Source organism: Pseudarthrobacter equi (assembly GCF_900105535.1).
Classification (GTDB): domain Bacteria; phylum Actinomycetota; class Actinomycetes; order Actinomycetales; family Micrococcaceae; genus Arthrobacter; species Arthrobacter equi.
Map to the genome: position 1 here is coordinate 2,607,407 of NZ_LT629779.1, position 21,734 is coordinate 2,629,140.

Below are 21,734 nucleotides of genomic sequence, written 5' to 3' on the forward strand. Positions count from 1 at the left end.
TCGGACACCTGGCGGCTGGCTAAGCAGAAGGATCGCACGCATAGACCTACTTTAGCGCACCCGGCCCGTCCACCGTCCGGTCCTGCAGCTGCGGGGAAGGTGGGCGGGTTCCAGCGGTCGTTGCATTAGCCGGGCCCAACGCGCATGATCGTGCCAACACGTTGGAAGGTGGCACACCATGTCTGATCCAGCTCCCGCCGGCCACCCCGGAGGCGAACTCCGCTCCCTGTGGCTGGCCACCGCCGGTACCACGTCCTTTCCGCCGCTGAACGGGGTCCTCGAAGTTGATGTGGCGGTGATCGGTGGCGGGATCGCCGGGCTGACTGCGGCGCTGGCGCTGAAGCGTTCGGGCCGGTCGGTGGCGGTCCTGGAGGCGGGCAGGATCGGTACCGGCGTCACAGGCCACACCACGGGGAAGGTGACGTCCCTGCACCGGCTCGCGTACACGGCCCTCGAACAAACCCATGGCAGGTCCGTCGCCGGTGCCTACGGGCGTGCCAACGAGGCGGCGGTGGAACATATTGCCGGCGTCGTCGAGGCCGAGGGCATCGCCTGTGGTTTCCGCAGGGTGGCCAATTACACGTTCGCTGAGCGCCCGGAATCCCTTCCCGTGCTCCGGGCCGAGGCCGCCCTCGCCAGTAGCCTCGGCCTCCCGGCCACCTACACCGCAGATGTCCCGTTGCCGTTCCCGGTGGCGGGCGCAGTCCGCTTCGACCGCCAGGCCCAGATGCATGCGCTCCTGTACCTGCAGGGAATTGCCCGCAAGGTTGCCGGAGACGGCAGTTTTGTTTTCGAAGAAACGCGGGCCACAGGGCTGCGGGACGGTACCCCGGTAGAGATCGGCACTGAAGGGGGAACCGTGCTGGCAACCGATGCCATTGTGGCCACCAACATTCCCTTTGGCGACCAGGGCAGGTTTGCCGAGATGTGCCGGCCGCATCGGTCCTACATTGTTGCCGCCCCGGTGGATTCCCCGCCGCTGGATGCCACGTTCATCAGCGTCGAGGATCCGATGAGGTCCCTGCTGACCACCAAGCTGGACGGAGTGTCCTATCTGCTGACCGGCGGCGAAGGGCATCCGGCCTCTGAGACTGTTGAGCCGGCGTCGCGGTTCGCCAACCTGGCGGACTATGCGCAGAGCCGGTTTGGCGCCGGCCCCGTCGCCTACCGGTGGTCCACCCAGGACGCCATGCCCAGGGATGGCCTCCCCTACGTGGGCCCGCTGACCCCGGACAGCCGCCACGCCTTCGTCATCACCGGATTGCGGAAATGGGGCCTGACCAACGGAACGGCAGCCGCGCTGATACTGGCCGACCTGCTTAACGGCACGCCCAACAGCTGGGCCTCCTTCTTCGACAGCAACCGTGCGGGCCGGCCCGTGGCTGGCACTGCGCTGCCGGCCCCGGACCCCGGGGAACCAGCTCCGGCGGCACCGGCGGCCGCGACGTCCCTGCCGGTTGAGGACCTGCAGCCGGGTGACGGGATGGTGGTGGAGGCCGCGGCAGGCAGCACAGCCTGCTACCGGGATGACGCCGGAACACTCCACACCGTGTCCGCGATCTGCACGCACCTTGGCTGCACAGTGGGTTTCAACCAGGCCGAAAGGACGTGGGACTGCCCGTGCCACGGTTCCCGCTTCACCGTGGACGGCCGCGTCATCCAGGGGCCAGCCACCCGGGACCTCCCGCCCAGGCCGGCGCCGGCGACGTGAAACGCCAGCGGCCACCCTGCCTAATGGCAAGGTGGCCGCTGGTGGACAACGGTGCTACTGCACGTCTTCGTCCACCCAGTCCATGGACTTGGTGACCGCCTTGCGCCAGAGCCGCATCTGGCGTTCCTGCTCAGCCTGGTCCAGCTGGGGTTCCCAGCGCTTGTCCTCGGACCAGTTAGACGAAAGCTCGCCGAGGTCCTTCCAGAACCCGACGGCCAGCCCCGCCGCGTACGCTGCACCCAGCGCCGTGGTCTCGATGACCTTCGGGCGGATCACGGGCACGCCAAGGATGTCCGCCTGGAACTGCATCAGCGCGTCATTGGCAACCATGCCGCCGTCGACCTTCAGCTCGGTCAGCGGAACACCGGAGTCCGCGTTGACCGCGTCCAGCACCTCGCGGGTCTGGAATGCCGTTGCCTCCAACGCCGCACGGGCGATGTGGTTCTTGTTGACGAACCTGGTGAGGCCAACGATCGCGCCGCGTGCGTCCGGGCGCCAGTACGGAGCGAACAGGCCCGAGAACGCCGGAACAATGTACACACCGCCGTTGTCCTTGACGGTTGCCGCCAGTGTTTCGACCTCGGGAGCGCTGCTGATCATGCCCAGGTTGTCCCGCAGCCACTGAATGAGCGAACCCGTGACAGCGATGGAGCCTTCCAGGGCGTAGTGGGGCTTGGCGTCGCCAAGCTTGTAGCCCACCGTGGTGAGCAGCCCGTTCTTGGAGTGGACGATTTCCTCACCGGTGTTGAAGATCAGGAAGCAGCCGGTGCCGTAGGTGTTCTTGGCTTCGCCGGTTTCGAAGGCTGCCTGGCCGAAGGTTGCCGCCTGCTGGTCGCCCAGGATGCCCGCCACCGGGGTTTCACGCAGCAGCTGCGAGGTGTGGACGGTGCCGTACACCTCCGAGGACGATTTGATCTCGGGCATCATGCTGCGCGGAACACCGAAAACGCCGAGGATCTCGTCATCCCACTGCAGGGTCTCCAGGTCCATGAACAGCGTCCGGGATGCGTTGGTGACGTCGGTGACGTGCACTCCGCCGTCCACGCCGCCTGTCAGGTTCCACAAGACCCAGCAGTCGGTGTTGCCGAAGACCAGGTTGCCGGCCTCCGCTTTTTCCCGGGCGCCGTCCACGTTGTCCAGGATCCACTTGATCTTGGTGCCGGAGAAGTAGGTGGCCAGCGGCAGGCCCACCTTCTGTTTGAACCGGTCACCGCCGCCGTCCTTGGAGAGCTCGTCCACGATGTCCTGCGTCCGGGTGTCCTGCCACACGATGGCGTTGTACACGGGCTCACCGGTGGTCTTGTCCCACACCACAGCGGTTTCGCGCTGGTTGGTGATGCCGACGGCGGCGATATCGTGCCGTGTCAGGTTCGCCTTGGAGAGGGCAGAGGCGATGACCTCGCGGGTGTTGTTCCAGATTTCCGCGGCATTGTGTTCCACCCATCCTGCTTTGGGGAAGATCTGCTCGTGTTCCATCTGGCCCGAGGAGACAATGGCGCCGCTGTGGTCAAAAATGATGGCGCGCGTACTGGTGGTGCCCTGGTCAATGGCGATTACGTACTGGTTCATGGTGACGTCCTTGTCTGGTTGGTGGATGGGTTGAATCAGCTGTTCAGGAAGCGGCAGTGATGATGATGGGGGCGATCCGTGCCACGATGCCACCGAGGGCACCGCCTACCAGGGGACCGACCACCGGAATCCAGGAGTAGCCCCAGTCGCTGGAACCCTTGCCCCGGATGGGAAGCAGGGCGTGGGCGATGCGGGGACCAAGGTCACGGGCGGGGTTGATGGCGTAGCCGGTGGGTCCACCCAGCGAGACGCCGATGCCTACGACGAGCAGTGCGACAGCCAGCGGCCCGAGGCCCGAGGGGGTGCCACCCAGGGTAAGGATGACGAACACGAGCACGAACGTGCCGATGATCTCGGTGACCAGGTTCCAGGGGGTGGAGCGGAGGGCGGGGCCGGTGGAGAAAACGCCGAGTTTGCTGGCAGCGGCCTCTTCCGTGTCGAAGTGCTGCTTGTAGGCGAGCCAGCAGACCACAGCGCCAAGGAAGGCGCCCAGCATTTCACCGGCGAAGTAGGTCAGTGTCGACGCTACGTCCACGGCGACGCCGGGAGCGTACTCGGCCTTCCCGTTAATGAGCAGGCCCACGGTCACGGCCGGGTTCAGGTGCGCCCCCGACTTTGCGGCGACGAACACGCCGCAGAATACGGCGATACCCCATCCCCAGGTGACCATCAGGAACCCGCCGCTGTTGCCTTTCGTTCCCCGCAGGGCGACGTTGGCAACAACGCCGCAGCCCAGCAGGGTGAGCATCGCCGTTCCGAACACCTCGGATAAGAACACAATTCCAAGAGACATCTTTGACTCCTCTTTATTTTGTTGTTGGCCCTTCGCGGGTTGAAGGGCCGTCGGGCCGGGACGGTGTTTCGTCCCGGCTGGCAGCCCGGCCTAAGCGACCAGGCTGTGTGTTTCCACTCTGTGCAGCCGCTGCAGGACTTCCTGGGCGTGGCTGATCTCGGCGCTCCGGGCGGCAGCGTCCCACTGCAGCGGAACGGACAGGATGTCTGCCACCTCGTTCAGGAGTTCGCCGGTCACCAGTCCCCGGAAAGCAAGGGAGGTGCGCCTGATCAGCACATCCACCAGGTGCCCCACCTGTTCGTGGGCTGCCATGAACTCCAGTTCGCGGACGCTCAGTTCGCGGGTCGAGTGCAGGAGCCGGTCCGGACCGGCGTCGAGGTATTCGATCACCGCTTCTGCGCGGGTGCCGTACCTGGTCAGGAGACCTGCGGTGCGGTCCGCGTCCCGGCCGTGGCCCATATGGGCCTTGAGCCACCGCTGCACTCCGGCGTCGTCCGCCGGGAACCCGGCGCCGCCGCCAATGGGCAGCTGCGCTGTCGAGACTTTGCGGTGCATGCCGAGCTCTGCCAGGACATCGTTGGTGAGGTGTTCGGCAAGGGCACGGAAGGTGGTCCATTTGCCGCCTACCAGGCTGAGTACGACGGCGCCGGTCCCCGTGGGTGCCGGGCGGCGCGCTTCGATGCGGTAGTCACGGGAGACGAAGCCCGGCTGGGTGGCATCATGCCTGGGCAGCGGACGCACACCCGAGAAGGTGTAGACAATCTGGTTGCGCGTGACCGGGATCCTCGGGAACACATGCCCCACGAGGTCGAAGAAGTAGTCGATTTCCTCATCGGTGCAGACGGCGTCCTGTGACATGTCGGCGTCAACGTCGGTGGTACCGACCAGGACCCGGTCCCCCATCGGGTAGATGAGGACGATCCGGCCGTCAGTGTGTTCGAAGAAGATTTCCCGGCCCCGGCATGCGGCGAGCAGTTCGGGAGAGTCGAGCACAATGTGGGAACCCTTGGTGCCGCCCATGAACGACGAGGTGGTCCCCATGGCTTCGTTGGTCAGGTCCACCCAGGCGCCGGTGGTGTTCACGATGACGTCGGCGGTGAAGTCGAACTCCTCCCCCGTCAGCTCGTCACGCAGCCGGACGGTGCCGCCCTTGCCGGTACCGGGATTGGGGCGGGAGGTCACGGACTGCAGGGAAAGGTAGTTGCTGGCGCGTGCAGTGCTTCCCTGGCCGGCGGCTCCCCCCGGCTTCGCCTGGCCGGCCTTCTCGCCGTCCTGCAGGACGTCCAGCGTGAGGCGCTCGGGGTTGTGCACCGAAGCGTCAAAGTAGGTGGCTGCGTATTTGATGTCGGGCCGAAGGTCCGGCAGTTCCGTGAGGGCGCGCTTGTGTCCACGGAACTGGTGCCGCGGGACACTGCCGCCGTCCCTGGAGAAGGAATCGTAGAGGCTGAGTCCAACCTTGATGAGGAAGGCACCGCGCTCTTTGGGCTTGCCCTGCTGCTTGTGCGTCAGGAACCGCAACGGAGCCGAAAGGATGCCGGAAAACGTGCTGAAGATGGGAATAGTGGTCTGCAGCGGCTTGACGTAGTGGGGTGCGATCCGCAGCAGCCTGTTGCGTTCTACCACTGATTCGCGGACCAGCCGGAACTCGCCGTTTTCCAGGTAGCGGATGCCGCCGTGGATCATGTGGGACGACGCTCCGCTGGCGCCCTGGCAGTAGTCGCCGCGTTCCACGAGGGCTACGTCAACGCCCTGCAGTGCGAGGTCCCGGAAGGTTCCGACGCCGTTGATGCCTCCGCCGACCACCAGCACTTTCGCGTGCGGCCGGAGCCTGAGGTTGTGGACGGAATTGCGCTCCGCTGCCGGCTTTGGCGCGGGTGCTGCGGATGGTTGGACAGTTGGTTCCTTGGGTCCCAAAACGACTCCCTTGGGCTTTGCGTGCATGGTGCGTCCGCGCCGTGGATGCGGCGCTGTATGCACCATTCTTTGGAGTAATGGAAAATGGAGTCAAGCACTATGCACAAATGTGCAGATAGGACCTGAAATGGCCGCCTCCCGGCACGCAGACGCGCTCCGCGCTGCACAAATGTATTACCTGCAGGACCTCACCATGGATGCGATTGCGCGCGAACTCCGGACGTCCCGTTCCACGGTTTCGCGACTGCTTTCGGCTGCCCGTGACTCCGGCCTGGTGCAGGTGCAGATCCGTAACCCGCTCGATACCGGTCCTGAGCTTGAGGGCATGATCCGCAGGCGGTTCAACGTGGACGTTCACGTGGTCCCTGTCCTGGAGACCCTGAATGAAGCGGAAACCCTTGACCGGGTGGCCATGCAGGCTGCGCGCACCATCGGGCCGCTGGTGGACTCCAACGCCATCATCGGAGTGGCCTGGGGCTCCACCCTGAGCGCCGTCAGCCGGCACCTGACCAGGAAGATCACCCACGACAGCGTCATCGTGCAACTGAACGGCGCGGGCAACATGCACACCACAGGCATCACCTACGCCAGCGACATCATGCGCAGGTTCGGCAGCGCCTACGGTGCCCGCGTGGAACAGTTCCCCGTACCCGCCTTCTTCGACCATGCCGCCACCAAAACCGCCATGTGGAATGAACGCAGCGTGCAGCGCATCCTCGAGCTGCAGGCCAAGATGAGCATCGCCATCTTCGGTGTTGGCTCCGTCAACGCCGACTACCCCAGCCACGTCTATGCAGGCGGCTACCTCGATGAAACCGACCTCAACATCCTGGCCACCTCTGATGTGGTGGGTGACGTTGCCACGGTGTTCTTCCGCAGCGACGGCTCCTCCGACGGGATCATCCTGAACGAACGCTCAACGGGCCCTGCCCTGGCCGAGCTCAGGCAGGTCCGCAGAAGGATCTGCGTGGTGTCAGGCGTGTCCAAGATCAACGGCCTGCGCGGCGCCCTGGCAGCAAACCTCGCCACCGACCTGATCCTGGACGAGGCCACCGCGCGCCGCCTGGTGGATTTCGAAAGCCTGGCCCCACGCAATGGGTAGAGTCGGAACCATGAAAACCTCACCGCGGCTGAGCCTGAACAACGGCGTGCTGATCAACCAGCTCGGGTTCGGGCTTTACAAGGTGCCCCCTGCCGACGCCGCAGGGCTGGTGCAGGCAGCGCTCGCCGCCGGCTACCGCCACTTTGACACAGCTGCCATGTATGGGAACGAAACGGGCGTGGCACGGGGCCTCAGCGCCCAGCTCAGCTCCCCGTCCGCGGGAATCAGCGGAGGATCCGGGGAACTGTTTCCGGGGATCTCCCGGGAAGACATCTTCGTCACCACGAAACTCTGGAACGATCACCACGGCTACGACGCAGCGCTGCGCGCCTTCGATGACTCCATGGTCAACCTGGGGCTGGACTACGTGGACCTCTACCTCATCCACTGGCCCTGCCCGCGCAAGGGTCTGTTCCCGGAAACCTACCGTGCCCTCGAAACGCTGTACCGGGAGGGAAGGGTGCGGGCCATTGGCGTCAGCAACTTCCAGCCGGTCCACCTGGACCGGCTCCTGCAGACTGCCGAAGTGGTGCCGGCCGTCAACCAGATCGAACTCCACCCCTGGCTCCAGCAGGAGGAGCTCCGCCACAAGCACCAGGAACTCGGCATCCTGACCGAGGCGTGGAGCCCCCTGGGGCGCGGCCAGGTCCTGGCCGACCCCGTCATCCAGGCCTGCGCTGCCGAACACCGGCGGACACCCGCGCAGGTCATTCTCCGCTGGCACATGCAGCTGGGCCACGTCGCCATCCCGAAGGCCAGCTCAGAAGCACGCATCAGAGAGAACCTTGATGTCTTCGGGTTCGAGCTGTCATCCCGGGACATGGCGGCGCTCGCAGGCCTGGACCGCGGTCACCGCACCGGCTCCCACCCGGACAACGTCAACTAGGACCCCGCATGAACACAACACACCCGGGCGGCTCCGGCACGCCCAGCTTCTTCAGTGCGGACCTGGCGGCCCGCACCACCGCTTCGACGCTGGACCTTGACGGCGCGGCAGTTGCCTACTGGACCTACGAGCCGGTGCAGGTGCAGCCCGAAACACGGACCATCCTGGTCATCCACGGATTCCGCGGTGACCACCACGGACTCCTGCGGGTTGCCGACGAGCTCCCCGACATGAGGATCATCATGCCGGACCTGCCCGGCTTCGGAAGTTCCGCGGCTTTCCCGTCCGGTGCCCACTCGGTGGAACAGTACGGCCGGTTCATCACGGCGTTCATGGAGGCCCTGTCCCTCGGGCCGGACACGGTTCTGCTGGGGCATTCATTCGGGTCCATCGTCGCCTCGCACTTTGTAGCCCGCCACCCGGGGGCCGTGAACCCGCTTATCCTGGTCAATCCCATCGCCGCCCCGGCCCTTGAGGGCCCCAAGGGAATCATGACCAGGCTGGCGGTCCTCTACTACCGCCTCGCCGCCCGGCTCCCCAACAAGGCCGGCCAGGCGCTGCTCCGCAACCCGCTGATTGTCCGGATCATGAGTGAAACCATGGCAAAGACCGGAGACAGGGCGCTCCGCGCCTTCATCCACGGCCAGCACCACGCCTACTTCAGTTCCTTCGCTGACAGGGACAGCCTGCTGGAGTCCTTCACGGCCTCGGTCAGCCACCACGTCAGCGAAGTGGCGGCCGGCCTCAAACTTCCCGTGCTGCTGATCGCCGGGGAGAAAGACGAGATCGCCACTCTGCCGGACCAGCACAAACTCCTGGCGCTCCTGCCTGCCGCCGAACTCAAAGTGATCCCCGGCGTCGGGCACCTGATCCACTACGAGACGCCGGAACCGGCCGCCCGCCATATCCGAACCTTCCTGAAGGACCACCCCGCGTGAAGATCGTCATCGACGCCCGTTTTACCCGGACCGACCACCACGACGGCATCAGCCGCTACGGTGCCAGCCTGATCGCGGCCACGGCGAAGATCGCGGACGTCAGCATGCTGATCTCGGACAAACGGCAACTGGCCTTGCTGCCTGACGTTCCCTACACCCTCATCAACAGTCCGCTCTCACCGCTGGAACTGTTCGTTGCGCGCAAGGTGAACCCCCTGAACGCCGATGTGGTGGTCTGTCCCATGCAGACCATGGGAACCTGGGGACGCAAGTACGGGCTGGTACTGACGCTGCACGACCTGATCTACTACGAACACCCCGCCCCGCCCGGGTTCCTCCCCCCGCCCGTGCGGTTGCTGTGGCGGCTGTACCACAAGGCCTACTGGCCCCAGCGGCTGCTCCTCAACCGGGCCGACACCGTGGCCACCATCAGCCGGACCACTGAGGCGCTGATCGCCAAGTACCGCCTGACCCGGCGTCCGGTGCGGATCATCAGCAACGCGCCCCAGCCTGCGCAGCAACCGCGCCGTCCCGGCGACGGCGCCGACAAGACCATCGTCTACATGGGCTCGTTCATGCCCTACAAGAACGTGGAAACGATGCTGGCGGGGATGGCCGGCCTGCCCGGCTACACCCTGCACCTGCTGAGCCGGATCACGCCCGGGCGGCGCGCAGAGCTGGAGCTGCTGGTCCCGGCCGGAGCCTCAGTGGTCTTCCACAACGGGGTGACGGACGCGGAGTACGACTCCTACCTGCGTACGGCCACTGCCCTGGTGAGCCTGTCCCGCGCCGAAGGTTATGGCCTTCCGCTCGTGGAAGCCATGGCCTTGGGGACGCCCGTGATCGCCAGCGACATTCCGATCTTCCGCGAAGTGGGTGGGGACGCAGCCACCTACGTCGACCCCGCCTCGCCCTCCCAGTTCTCGGAGGCCGTGGCCCGGTTGCAGGATGACGGGCACTGGCAGGAGATCTCCCGGCTGTCCGTTATCCGCGCCAAAGAATTCACCTGGGATGAATCAGCACGCCAGCTGATGGACACGGCCCGGGAAATCGTGGCGAAACGGCGCCGGTAGCAACCGTCCGCCGCGGAGCCGCCTCCGTTAGAGGACGTCCACGCCGTCCAGGCGGAGCTGGAAGGGATCGAAGGCCCGTTTGGCAGCCACCGCAGAACGGGTAGCGCGCAGGACGCGGACGACGACGGCGGCCTGGCCGTAGGGGAAGAACAGCAGGGTCCGGACGTCCTCGCCGGAGCGGCCGGCTGCCGGCGGTCCGGCCGGCAGCACCGGGGCTGGACCTGCCATGCGCAGAAGGATGCCGGAGCCGGCCAGGTCTGCCGAGACTGCCCCGGTGAAGTGTTCGACGGCGGCCCGCGGGCCTGTAACGGAGGCAATCCGGACGGCGGGGGGAAGCTGGAGTTCTACCCGCAGCGACAGTTCCCGCTGGGCGTAGCCCGCCGGATCCCAGCGCAGCAGCGCACCCACCGCAGCTGTGTCCCCGGCAGTGATGACGGCCAGCCCGCCCTCGGAAGCGGGACGGACCAGGGCTGCAGCGTTGAACCACCGCCGCACGGTGTCCTCGCCGGCGCGCAGGGTTTCGCGGCGCAACAACGAATCGCCGTCCAGCAGCAGTGCTGCGGCGTAGCCTCCCTCGGCCACCGGTTCAGCTCCCACCGTGGCCACCACGAGAGCCTTGCCATGGCCTACTGCGGCCTTCACATGATCACCGGAAGATGTCACCACGGTGGTGCCGGGGAAGGCGCGCCCCAGTTCCTCCGCCGTCCGCAGCACGCCCGTGGCGCCCTTGCGAAGCCGCCGCCCGGTGCAGTGCACGCACCGCCAGTCCGGTGCCGGCGTCGAACACCAGCGGCACTGCGGTATGGCTGAGCTTCCGCCGAGGGCCAGCGGCCCCTGGCAGTTGCCGCACCGGGCAGGTTCGCGGCAGGATTCGCATACCAGTGACGGCGCGTAGCCTGCCCGCGCCACCTGGATGAGGACAGGCCCGCGTTCGAGCCCTCCCTTGGCGGCCCGCCACGCGGCACCGGGCAGGCGTGCGATCCGGGCGAGGGGGTCGCGTTCCTGTTCGAAGCTGTCTGCGGTATTGAGGACCCGCGGTACCGTGCGCCTGATGGTCTGCCGGTCCGGTTCAACGGGCAGGGCCCAGCCGGCGTCAACCAGTCTCTGGACCTCGGTACTCCGGGCATGGCCGGCAAGGAGGCAGGCCGTACCTTCCTGTTCGGCGCGCAGGAGCAGGACCTCGCGGGTGTGGGCGTAGGGGGCGCGCTGGTCAATGTGGAGATCGTCACCGTCGTCCCAGCAAGCCACCAGGCCCAGGTTGGCCACTGGCGCGAACGCAGCCGACCTGGTGCCGATGGCAACCCGGGCAGTGCCGGCCAGGAGCCGCAGGAAACTGCGGTACCGCGGTGTGGGCCCGTCGTCGGCGGTGAGCCTGGCCACCGCCTCCACCGGAATCAGTGCCCTGAGAGCCTGCTCCAGCCGGTCAAGGTCGCGGTAGTCCGGTACCACCACCACGGCTCCGCGCCCGGCGGCGTAGGTGGCGGCGACGGCCTCGGCCAGCAGTTGGGGCCAGCCGGACGGGCCATAGCCTTGCAGCGGGTTGATGACGGCGCGGGGGGATCCGCCGGCGGAGAGGTGGCGGAGGAAGGCCATGCCGTTGCGGTAGCCGGCCCACGCGCCGAAGGACGGGCTGCCCTCGGCTTCACGGCTGGCCGGCACGGACACTGCTTCTTCGGGACCGGAAAGATATTCCTTTTCCAGCCTGGCCATGCGTGGCGGCACTGCGAGCCGAAGGACGTCGCTGACGGTGCCCGCATACCGGGCTGCAACGGCGTTGGCGAGTTCTGCCACCGCCGGGATGAGGACAGGCACCGGGGAGACCACCTTCGCCAACGGCACAAGCGTGTGGCCGGCGTCGGAAACGGAAAGCCTGTCCATCAGGAAGCCGTTGAGCTGTTGGCCGTTGAAGGGGACTTTGACGCGGACCCCGGGCTTGGCGTCGGCGTCCATGGCTGCGGGGACGGCGTAGTCGAAGGGGCGGTCGAGGTGCGGCAGGGATGATTCCACCATGACCCGCGCCACCGGCAGGTGTTCGGCAAGGGGTATGCCGACTGGTTGGGTGCTGGCAGGGAAGCCCTGCAGCAGCGTGGGCTGGACGGGCCCGCCGCCCTGGACGGAAAGATCCAGGGCGGGCTGTGCGGAGTCTTCGGCCATGGCGGCTACCTCCGTTCAGCTCCCGGGCGGAAAAGGCCAGCCAACCACGGGGCACCGACATCCGCGCGGCCCGTGAACGGCGGCGCGGTCCCCCGCAGCCTGGAGGCTAGGCGTTGAAGTAGGCCTTCAGGTCCTCAACGCGGTCAAGGCGTTCCCAGGTGAAGTCGGGATCGTCCCGGCCGAAGTGTCCGTGCGCTGCCGTCTTGGCGTAGATGGGGCGCTTCAGGTCCAGGGCGTCGATGATGGCCCGCGGGCGGAGATCGAAGATCTCGGCGATGGCCGCACTGATCTGTGCAGGGTCAACCGTCTCGGTGCCGAACGTTTCAACGTAGGTGCCTACGGGGCGGGCCTGGCCGATCGCGTACGCGATCTGGATCTCGGCGCGCTTGGCCAGTCCGGCGGCCACGACGTTCTTGGCGACCCATCGCATGGCGTACGCGGCAGAACGGTCCACCTTTGACGGGTCCTTGCCGGAGAATGCGCCGCCGCCGTGGCGGGCCATGCCGCCATAGGTGTCGACGATGATCTTGCGGCCGGTCAGGCCGGCGTCACCCACGGGACCGCCGATGACGAATTCGCCGGCGGGGTTGAGGATGTTGGCCGCCCGGGAAATGTCGAGGTTCGCTGCGGCGAGGACTGGTTTGATGACGACGGAAGCGAGGTCGGCCCGGAGCTGCTCCAGGCTGGCGCCCTCAGCGTGCTGGCTCGAGATCACCACGGTTTCAACAGACACAGGCCTGTCGTGGTCGTAACCTACCGTGACCTGGGTCTTGCCATCGGGGCGCAGGTAAGCAAGTTCGCCGGATTTGCGGACTTCCGTGAGGCGTTCGGACAGCCGGTGCGCCAGCCAGATGGGGGTGGGCATGTAGGACGGCGTTTCGTCGCTCGCATACCCGAACATCAGGCCCTGGTCGCCGGCGCCCTGGAGGTCGTAGTCGTCCTCCTGGCGTCCTTCACGGGCCTCGAGGGAATTGAACACTCCGCCGGCGATGTCATTGGACTGCTGCCCGATGGACACCGACACTCCACAGCGTGCGCCGTCGAAGCCGTTGGCGGACGAGTCGTAGCCGATGCCAAGGATGGTCTCCCGGACAATCTGCGGGATCTCCACGTAGGCGTCTGTGGTGACTTCGCCGGCCACGTGCACCAGCCCGGTGGTGGCCATGGTTTCCACGGCTACGCGCGACTCCGGATCGGCCGCAAGGAGGGCGTCCAGGATGGCGTCACTGATCTGGTCGCAGATCTTGTCCGGGTGGCCTTCGGTGACGGACTCCGAGGTGAAGAGCCGAAGGGACGAGGGCGTAGCCCCGGAGGTCTGGTGAAGGTGCAGCGGTAAAGTCACTCAACTACCTTACTGGTTGGATCACGCGCGGCCGTCGGCAGACGTCGCGGGATGTCACGGTACTAAGCAAACGTGGTACTAAACACGTCACGCCCGGGGCGACACCTGGTTCAGTTCGAAGCCGATGCGGCTGATGATGGCCGCGGAAACGTCTGCCTTGGTGCCGGACGCCTCTTGGGGTTCGGAGCCGGAACGGGCCAGGATGACCACCGAATTGGTGTCCTTGCCGAAGACCTTGTCCGAGCCGACATGGTTGACCACCAGCAGGTCGCAGCCCTTGCGCTGGAGTTTGGCCTCCGCGTAGGCACGGACGTCCCCGTGCTGGTCGCCCGTTTCGGCAGCGAAGCCCACAATGAGCTGGCCGTCCGCTGCAAGACCGGTGACGCCCTGGTTGCGGCGCTCGACGAGCTCTTGCAGGATGTCCGGGTTGCGGACCAGGGTGATGACGGGATCTGCAGTGTCGTCGCGTTTCTTGATTTTTGTGTCCGAGATTTCCGCAGGGCGGAAGTCTGCCACGGCGGCGGACATGATGACGACGTCGGAATCAGCGGCGGCTGCCAGCGCGGCCTCGCGCAACTGCAGGGCAGTTTCGACGTTGACCACCTCGACGCCGGGGGGCGGCGGAACTTCCATGTGCGCTGCCAAAAGCCGGACGGTTGCCCCGGCGTTCCGGGCGGCGACGGCCAGGGCGACGCCCTGCTTGCCGGAGGACCGGTTGCCCAGGAAGCGGACGGGATCCAGTGGTTCGCGTGTTCCGCCGGCGCTGATGGTGACGGTCTTGCCGGCCAGCGGAAGCTGGAAATCGGTTTGCCCGTGGACCAGTGCCATGGCGGCGTCGAAGATGGCGTCAGGTTCGGGCAGCCGTCCCGGCCCGGAATCCGAGCCTGTGAGCCTGCCGGAGGCCGGTTCCAGTACCGCCGCACCGCGGCCGCGGAGTGTTTCCACGTTGGCCCGGGTTGCGGGGTGCTGCCACATCTCGGTGTGCATGGCGGGCGCGAAAAGAACAGGGCCGTGGGCCATCAGCAGCGTGTTGGTGAGGAGGTCCCCTGCCTGGCCCGTGGCTGCTTTGGCCAGGAGGTCGGCCGTGGCCGGGGCGATAACCACGAGGTCTGCCTCGTGGCCCAGCCGGACGTGGTTGACCTGGTGGACGTCGTCGAAGACGCTGTTGCTCACGGGGTTGCCGGAGAGGGCCTCCCAGGTGGCGGTCCCGACGAAGCGGGTTGCCGCCTCCGTGGGGATGACCGTGACATGGTGGCCGGCTTCAGTAAAAAGCCGGAGGAGCGATGCCACCTTGTAGGCGGCTATCCCTCCCCCGACTCCGAGGACTATGCGCACGTGACCTCCGTCAGCAGCACGTCATGCGGCAGATTGTTACTCTGCGGCTTCGATCGGTGTGGATACCAGCTTGCCCTCGTTGATCTCGCGCAGGGCGATCGAGAGGGACTTCTCGTTCAGCTTGGTGTCTACCAGGGGGCCGACGTACTCGAAGAGTCCCTCGTGCAGCTGGGCGTAGTAGGCGTTGATCTGACGAGCGCGCTTGGCACCGAAGATCACCAGGCCGTACTTGGAGTCGGCTGCTTCGAGCAGCGAGTCGATCGGCGGGTTGATGATGCCTTCAAGGTTCGTGGACACGAATTCTCCAAAATTCTAGCGGGCTGACGGTTCCTGCAGGTGTGCATGAGGGGTCAGCCCCATGAGTGAAACAAGCTCGTCCGCTGCCCGGCGGACGTCGTCATTGATGACGGTGTGGTCGAACTCCGGTTCAGCAGCAAGTTCCAGTTTAGCGGTTTCCAGTCGGCGCTGCTGTTCTTCGGGGGTTTCTGTGCCGCGGCCCACGAGCCGGCGCACCATTTCGTCCCAGGTGGGCGGGGCGAGGAACACGAATTTGGCGTCCGGAACGGCTTCCTTGACCTGCCGCGCACCCTGGAGGTCGATTTCCAGAAGGACGGAACGCCCATCCTCAATGGCCTCGTTGACGGTCCTCTTCAACGTGCCGTAGGTGTTTTGGCCGTGCACTACTGCCCACTCCAGGAGTTCACCCTCCGCGATGAGCCGTTCAAACTCCTCCGTGGACTTGAAGAAGTAGTGCACGCCGTCCACCTCACCCGGTCGGGGGGCGCGGGTGGTGGCTGAGACGGAGAGCCAGACCTCGGGGTAATTGTCGCGGATGTAGGTGGATACGGTGCCTTTGCCAACAGCTGTCGGACCTGCGAGGACTGTCAGTCCGGGTTTCTTGCTCACGTATTCCTTTGCCGAGGTTTGGGGGTTTCGGGTGGGCCGGCGCCGGCCGGCCCTAATGTTCGTCTATAAAATCTACCAGCGCCCGCCGCTGGTGAACGCCGAGGCCCCGGACGCGGCGGGACGCGGCAATGCCCAGTTGTTCCATGATGGCGGCCGCCCGCACCTTGCCAATGCCCGGCAGCGCTTCGAGGAGTTCGGACACCCGCATCCTCGCCAGGGCGTCGTCGGCGGCGGCCGAGTCGATGATGTCGGCTGCGGACCGTGTGCCGTTCTTGAGGCTTTCCTTGGCGGCAGCCCGGGCTGCCCGTGCGGCTGCCGCCTTGCCCAGGGCCTCGGCCCGTTCCGACGCGGATAACGGTCGCAGTACCATGGCGCATACCCCCGGAATCGGCGGAATTTATCCAAGGGCGGCCGCCCTTGGACCTGTCCTGAAACTACCCTCTGGTGCTGGATGAATCAATGGATGGGCGCAAACCGGAACTATTCCCGGCTCAGCCCTGGCGCAGGCCTGCCAGGGTCCGCTGCGCGGCTTCCTGCAGTCCCCGGTGTTCCGGGCCCGCAGCCAGGATGTCCCGGCTGGAGGTGCCCAGGACCAGCGGATAGGCATCCCCGAAGGTGGCCCGCAGGTCAGCCGGCGTTGCCCCCTGGGCGCCCAGCCCGGGAGCCAGGATGGGGCCCCGGACGGCTGCGAGGTCAAGGTCAAGGTCCACCAGGGCGCTGCCGACGGTGGCCCCCACCACCAGGCCCACCGAGCCCAGGCTTCCTTGGTACCGCTCGTTCTCGCGGGCCGCTGCGGACGTGATCCGGCGTGCCACCGAGTCTGCTCCCCCGACGTGCTGCACGGAGGCACCCTCCGGGTTGGAGGTCAGCGCCAGGACGAAGACGCCGCGCCCGGTCTCGGCCGCGAGGTCCAGCGCCGGGCGCAGGGACTCGAAGCCGAGGTAGGGGCTGAGGGTGACAGAGTCTGCAGCCAGCGGGGATTCGTCACGCAGCCAGGCGTCAGCGTAGGCGGCCATGGTGGAGCCGATGTCGCCGCGCTTGGCGTCTGCGATGGTCAGGACGGACTGGTCCCGCGCCTCAGCCAGGACTTCTTCCAGCACCGCCATGCCGGCGGAGCCATGGCGCTCGAAGAGCGCCACCTGCGGCTTGACCGCGGCAGCGAGCGACGCCACCGCCTCCACCACGGTGAGCGAGAAGCGGCGCAGGCCCGCGACGTCGTCGGCCAATCCCCAGCTCTTCAGCAGTGCCGGGTGCGGGTCGATGCCCACGCACAGCGGGCCGCGGGAGGCCATGGCGGCGCCGAGCCGGGAGCCGAACGACTCCCGGCCCCGCGCTTCAGCTTGCGCTGGTACCTGCTCAGGCATGCTGCAGGTCTGCCTTCGCGGCTGCCGTCTTCTGGGCTTCGCCCAGGGCTGCGGCGTGTTCCTGGAGGCTGGTGACGGACCATTCGTACGTGCGCATGGCCTCGATCGCCTGCACGGCCGCGTTGAACTCGGCCACCGTGGTGATGCAGGGAATGCCGATGGACGTTGCGGCTGCGCGGAGTTCGTAGCCGTCGCTGCGGGCTTCTCCGCCCGAGGGGGTGTTGAAGACCATGTCGATCTCGCCGGCGATCACCAGATCCGCGATGGTGCCTTCACCCTCGGCGCTGGAGCCTTCGGCCACCTTGCGCACGGGGGTGGCCTGGATGCCGTTACGGCGCAGGACGTCCGCGGTGCCGCCGGTGGACACGATCTCGAAGCCGAGGTCGGAGAGCCGCTTCACTCCCATGATCACCGAGCGCTTGTCGCGGTTGGCCACCGAAACAAAAATCTTTCCCTCAGTTGGTAGGGCGTTGTTCGACGCGGCCTGGCTCTTGGCAAAGGCCGTGTCGAAATGCTTGTCGATGCCCATGACCTCCCCGGTGGACCGCATTTCGGGGCCGAGCAGGGAGTCAACCACTTTGCCTTCCACGGTGCGGAAGCGGCTGAACGGCAGCACCGCTTCCTTGACCGCCACGGGCGCGTCAAGGGGCAAGGTGGAACCGTCACCCGTTTCCGGCAGCATCTTGTAGGCGGTGCGAAGCTGGTTGATGGTGACTCCGGTCCCGATCAGGGCGGCCGCCTTGGCCATCTGGACGCCGGTGGCCTTGGAGACGAACGGCACCGTGCGGGAGGCCCGCGGGTTGGCCTCGAGGACGTACAGGACGTCGGAGGCCAACGCGAACTGGATGTTGATCAGGCCGCGGACACCGACTCCCTCGGCGATGGCACGGGTGGCGGTCCGGACGCGATCAAGCACGTTGGTGCCAAGGGTGATGGGCGGCAGAACGCAGGCGGAGTCCCCGGAGTGGATTCCGGCTTCCTCGATGTGCTCCATGATCCCGCCCAGGTACATGTCGGTGCCATCAAAGAGGGCGTCGACGTCGATTTCGACGGCATCTTCCAGGAAGCGGTCGATCAGGACCGGGTGGTCCGGGGTGATCTCGGTGGCGTTGGCGATGTAGCGGGACAGGTTGGGCTCGTCGTAGACGATCTCCATGCCGCGGCCGCCGAGGACGTAGGACGGGCGGACCAGCACCGGGTAGCCGATTTCGTCGGCGATCTTCTTGGCGTCCTCGAAGGACACGGCGGTGCCGTTCTTCGGGGATACCAGGCCGGCCTTGTCCAGCACGCGGGAGAAGGCGCCGCGGTGTTCGGCAAGGTCGATGGCCTCCGGGGAGGTGCCGAGGATGGGCACGCCGGCGTCGGCCAGCTGCTGGGCCAGCTTCAGCGGGGTCTGGCCGCCGAGCTGCACGAAGACACCCATGACGCCGCCGGTGCGTTCCTCAGCTGCAATGACCTCCAGCACGTCTTCAAGCGTCAGCGGCTCGAAGTACAGGCGGGTGGAGACGTCGTAGTCCGTGGAAACGGTTTCCGGGTTGCAGTTGACCATGACGGTCTCGTAGCCGGCCTTGCGCAGCGCCATGGACGCGTGGACGCAGGAGTAGTCGAACTCGATGCCCTGGCCGATGCGGTTGGGGCCCGAGCCGAGGATCAGGATGGACGGCTTGGAGTGCAGCGCAACCTCATCCTCCTCGTCGTAAGCCGAGTAGTGGTACGGCGTGTACGCGGCGAACTCGGCGGCGCAGGTGTCAACGGTCTTGTAGACGGGGCGGATGCCCAGGGCCTGGCGGACACCGCGGACCACTGCCTCGGAGTTGTGCGTCAGGGCACCGATCTGCTCGTCGGAGAAGCCGTGGCGCTTGGCGCGCTGCAGCATGTCCGTGGTGAGGGCGCCTGCCTGGCGGATCTCCCGGGAAACCTCATTGAGGAGTTCGAGCTGGTCAAGGAACCAGGGATCGATCTTGGTGGCCTCAAAGAGCTGTTCCACGGTGGCGCCGCCCAGCAGGGCGCGCTGCACCTGGTACAGGCGGTCCGTGGTGGGGCGCTTGGCCTTTTCGATGAGCTCGGCGACCTCGTACTCCGGGACGGAGCTGAAGTCCAGCTGCGAGCCCTTCTGCTCCAGGGAGCGGAGGGCCTTCTGCAGGGCTTCGGTGAAGTTGCGGCCCATGGCCATGGCTTCGCCTACCGACTTCATGGTGGTGGTGAGGGTGTTGTCCGCAGCCGGGAACTTCTCGAACGCGAAGCGGGGAACCTTGACCACCACGTAGTCGAGCGTCGGTTCGAAGGACGCCGGGGTCTTCTGGGTGATGTCGTTGGGGATCTCGTCCAGCGTGTAGCCCAGGGACAGCTTGGTGGCGATCTTGGCGATCGCGAACCCGGTGGCCTTTGACGCCAGGGCCGAGGAACGGGAAACGCGGGGGTTCATTTCGATGACCACCACGCGGCCGGTGGCGGGGTCGATGGCGAACTGGATGTTGCAGCCGCCGGTGTCCACGCCCACTTCACGGATCACGGCGATGGAGACGTCACGGAGCTTCTGGTACTCGCGGTCGGTGAGGGTCAGGGCCGGCGCCACGGTGATGGAGTCGCCGGTGTGCACGCCCACGGGGTCGAAGTTCTCGATGGAGCAGACGACAACCACGTTGTCGTTCTTGTCCCGCATCATCTCGAGCTCGTATTCCTTCCAGCCGAGGATGCTCTCTTCGAGCAGGACCTCGCTGGTGGGGCTGTACTGGAGGCCCTGGCCGACGATGCGGCGGAGGTCGTCCTCGTTGTAGGCCAGGCCGGAACCCAGCCCGCCCATGGTGAAGGAGGGGCGGACCACCATCGGGTAGCCAAGGTCCTTGGCTGCCTCAAGGGCTTCGTCCATGGAGTGGATGATGTGGCTGCGGGCGGATTCGGCACCGCAGCGCTCCACCACGCCCTTGAACTTTTCGCGGTCTTCGCCGAGCTCAATGGCGGCGATGTTCGCGCCGATCAGTTCCACGTTGTACTTCTCGAGCACACCGTTCTTGTCCAGCGCGATAGCCGTGTTGAGCGCCGTCTGGCCGCCCAGGGTGGGCAGCACAGCGTCCGGGCGTTCCTTGGCGATGATCTTCTCCACCACCTCGGGGGTTATGGGCTCGATGTAGGTGGCGTCGGCGAACTCGGGGTCGGTCATGATGGTGGCGGGGTTGGAGTTCACGAGGATGACGCGGAGGCCTTCCTCCTTGAGGACACGCAGTGCCTGGGTACCGGAGTAGTCGAATTCGGCGGCCTGGCCGATGACGATCGGGCCGGAACCGATGACCAGGACGCTCTTAAGGTCAGTTCTCTTGGGCATTACTTCTTGTCCTCAGTCTTGGTGTCAGAGTTTTTCGGCGCGGCGGATTTTGCGCTGCCCGCTGCTGCTTTGTCAGCCGCAGTGTTGTCCGCGTTCGCGGGGTGGGCGGAGTCCACGGGATCCTTGGACTCGTTGGCGGTCTTCCCGTCCCGGGTGCCTTCCATCAGGTCGATGAAGCGGTCGAACAGGTACGCGGCGTCGTGCGGGCCGGCCGCGGCCTCGGGGTGGTACTGCACCGAGAAAGCCGGGATGTCGAGGCAGGCGAGGCCTTCCACGACGTCGTCGTTCAAGCTGACGTGGCTGACCTCCACCCGGCCGTAGCGCTCCTCCGGGGCCTGGGTGGCGCCGTCGAGCGGTGCGTCCACGGCAAAGCCGTGGTTCTGGGAGGTAATTTCCACCTTGCCGGTGCGGCGGTCCATGACGGGCTGGTTGATGCCGCGGTGGCCGTAGCGGAGCTTGTAGGTGCCGAATCCGAGGGCACGGCCCAGGATCTGGTTGCCGAAGCAGATGCCGAAGTACGGCAGTTTCTCGTCCAGGACGGAGCGGAGCAGCTTGACCTGGGCGTCGGCGGTGGCGGGGTCGCCGGGTCCGTTGGACATGAAGAAGCCGTCGGGGTTGACCGCCTTGACGTCCTCCAGTGTGGCGGTGGCGGGCAGGACGTGGACGCGAACACCGCGCTCGGCGAACCGGACGGGGGTCATGGCCTTGATGCCGAGGTCAATGGCGGCGATGCTGAACCGGGGTTCGGCGTCCCAGCCGTGGTCCTTGGGTTCCACCACGTAGGCTTCGTCAACGCTGACTTCCTCGGCCAGGCGGGCGCCTTCCATGGGGGCGCTGGCGAGGACGGCGTCCACCAGTTCCTTGTCGGTTGCCAGGGCGGCGTCGCCGGAGAAGATGCCGGCGCGCATGGTCTTGTGTTCGCGGAGGTGGCGGGTGATGGCGCGGGTGTCCACGCCCTGGATACCCACGATGCCCTGCTCGACGAGTTCTTCGTCCAGGGACCGTTCGGAGCGCCAGTTGGAGGGACGGCGGGCGGCGTCGCGGACGATGTAACCGGCCACCCAGATGCGGCGCGATTCGGCGTCTTCGCTGTTGACGCCGGTGTTGCCGATGTGCGGTGCGGTCTGGACCACCAGCTGCCGGGCGTAGGAGGGATCCGTGATGGTCTCCTGGTAGCCGGTCATGCCCGTGGCGAAGACGGCTTCGCCCAGGGCGGTTCCGGTGGCGCCGTAGCTGGTGCCGCGGAAGATGCGTCCGTCTTCGAGGACGAGCGCAGCGGGGGCTGCCGGGGTGGCGGTGGTTGAAGTCACTGTATTCGCTTTCAC

The 21,734-nt window shown here is 66.5% G+C and carries 17 protein-coding genes; 5 read left to right on the forward strand and 12 right to left on the reverse strand.

Going from position 1 to position 21,734, the window contains the following annotated elements; translation table 11 throughout:
• The first annotated feature begins 178 nt into the window (after positions 1 to 178).
• On the forward strand, positions 179 to 1,711 hold the full coding sequence (locus BLT71_RS11700; protein WP_091720396.1) for an FAD-dependent oxidoreductase: 1,533 nt from the start codon (positions 179 to 181) through the stop codon (positions 1,709 to 1,711).
• A gap of 54 nt (positions 1,712 to 1,765) precedes the next feature.
• Here the strand turns inward: BLT71_RS11700 and glpK are convergent, their stop codons facing one another.
• From glpK to BLT71_RS11715, 3 genes are all read right to left on the reverse strand, one after another.
• Positions 1,766 to 3,280, reverse strand: coding sequence for a glycerol kinase GlpK (gene glpK, locus BLT71_RS11705; RefSeq protein ID WP_091720399.1), 1,515 nt, complete (start codon positions 3,278 to 3,280; stop codon positions 1,766 to 1,768).
• Positions 3,281 to 3,323: 43 nt separating this feature from the next.
• Positions 3,324 to 4,073, reverse strand: coding sequence for an MIP/aquaporin family protein (locus tag BLT71_RS11710; protein ID WP_091720402.1), 750 nt, complete (start codon positions 4,071 to 4,073; stop codon positions 3,324 to 3,326).
• A gap of 90 nt (positions 4,074 to 4,163) precedes the next feature.
• A complete protein-coding gene (locus tag BLT71_RS11715; protein WP_231994279.1) occupies positions 4,164 to 6,014 on the reverse strand; it encodes a glycerol-3-phosphate dehydrogenase/oxidase in 1,851 nt (616 codons plus the stop codon).
• Positions 6,015 to 6,114: 100 nt separating this feature from the next.
• Here BLT71_RS11715 and BLT71_RS11720 point away from each other — a divergent pair, with 100 nt between their 5' ends.
• The 4 genes from BLT71_RS11720 to BLT71_RS11735 are packed head-to-tail and all read left to right on the forward strand — an operon-like array spanning position 6,115 to position 9,986.
• A complete protein-coding gene (locus tag BLT71_RS11720) occupies positions 6,115 to 7,089 on the forward strand; it encodes a sugar-binding transcriptional regulator (protein WP_056079935.1) in 975 nt (324 codons plus the stop codon).
• A 10-nt stretch (positions 7,090 to 7,099) separates the two neighbouring features.
• Positions 7,100 to 7,975, forward strand: a complete 876-nt coding sequence (locus tag BLT71_RS11725) for an aldo/keto reductase (protein WP_091720407.1) — start codon at positions 7,100 to 7,102, stop codon at positions 7,973 to 7,975.
• Between the two features lie 8 nt (positions 7,976 to 7,983).
• Entirely contained in the window at positions 7,984 to 8,913 is a 930-nt protein-coding gene (locus tag BLT71_RS11730; protein ID WP_091720409.1) for an alpha/beta fold hydrolase, read from the forward strand.
• Positions 8,910 to 9,986, forward strand: a complete 1,077-nt coding sequence (locus tag BLT71_RS11735; protein ID WP_091720411.1) for a glycosyltransferase family 4 protein — start codon at positions 8,910 to 8,912, stop codon at positions 9,984 to 9,986. The genes BLT71_RS11730 and BLT71_RS11735 overlap by 4 nt, the downstream gene beginning before the upstream one ends.
• 27 nt (positions 9,987 to 10,013) lie before the next feature.
• On the opposite strand, the gene BLT71_RS11740 is transcribed toward BLT71_RS11735, so the two are convergent.
• The 9 genes from BLT71_RS11740 to carA form a co-directional block, all read right to left on the reverse strand.
• Entirely contained in the window at positions 10,014 to 12,140 is a 2,127-nt protein-coding gene (locus tag BLT71_RS11740; RefSeq protein WP_091720413.1) for a primosomal protein N', read from the reverse strand.
• A gap of 106 nt (positions 12,141 to 12,246) precedes the next feature.
• Positions 12,247 to 13,482, reverse strand: a complete 1,236-nt coding sequence (gene metK / locus BLT71_RS11745) for a methionine adenosyltransferase (RefSeq protein ID WP_091720416.1) — start codon at positions 13,480 to 13,482, stop codon at positions 12,247 to 12,249.
• A gap of 87 nt (positions 13,483 to 13,569) precedes the next feature.
• Positions 13,570 to 14,817 (reverse strand): bifunctional phosphopantothenoylcysteine decarboxylase/phosphopantothenate--cysteine ligase CoaBC, encoded by a 1,248-nt coding sequence (gene coaBC, locus BLT71_RS11750; protein ID WP_091720419.1) that lies wholly within the window; start codon positions 14,815 to 14,817, stop codon positions 13,570 to 13,572.
• 36 nt (positions 14,818 to 14,853) lie between these two features.
• On the reverse strand, positions 14,854 to 15,114 hold the full coding sequence (rpoZ, locus tag BLT71_RS11755) for a DNA-directed RNA polymerase subunit omega (RefSeq protein ID WP_003800778.1): 261 nt from the start codon (positions 15,112 to 15,114) through the stop codon (positions 14,854 to 14,856).
• Positions 15,115 to 15,129: 15 nt separating this feature from the next.
• Positions 15,130 to 15,723 carry a guanylate kinase gene (gene gmk, locus BLT71_RS11760; RefSeq protein ID WP_091720422.1) on the reverse strand — a complete coding sequence of 198 codons (594 nt, stop codon included), beginning with the start codon at positions 15,721 to 15,723 and terminating at the stop codon, positions 15,130 to 15,132.
• A gap of 52 nt (positions 15,724 to 15,775) precedes the next feature.
• Positions 15,776 to 16,093 carry an integration host factor, actinobacterial type gene (gene mihF / locus BLT71_RS11765; RefSeq protein ID WP_091720424.1) on the reverse strand — a complete coding sequence of 106 codons (318 nt, stop codon included), beginning with the start codon at positions 16,091 to 16,093 and terminating at the stop codon, positions 15,776 to 15,778.
• 121 nt (positions 16,094 to 16,214) lie between these two features.
• Positions 16,215 to 17,087, reverse strand: coding sequence for an orotidine-5'-phosphate decarboxylase (pyrF, locus tag BLT71_RS11770; RefSeq protein WP_091720427.1), 873 nt, complete (start codon positions 17,085 to 17,087; stop codon positions 16,215 to 16,217).
• Entirely contained in the window at positions 17,080 to 20,409 is a 3,330-nt protein-coding gene (carB, locus tag BLT71_RS11775) for a carbamoyl-phosphate synthase large subunit (RefSeq protein WP_091720429.1), read from the reverse strand. The genes pyrF and carB overlap by 8 nt, the downstream gene beginning before the upstream one ends.
• Positions 20,409 to 21,719, reverse strand: a complete 1,311-nt coding sequence (gene carA, locus BLT71_RS11780) for a glutamine-hydrolyzing carbamoyl-phosphate synthase small subunit (RefSeq protein ID WP_231994280.1) — start codon at positions 21,717 to 21,719, stop codon at positions 20,409 to 20,411. Before carA ends, carB begins: the two co-directional genes overlap by 1 nt.
• Positions 21,720 to 21,734 lie beyond the last annotated feature (15 nt).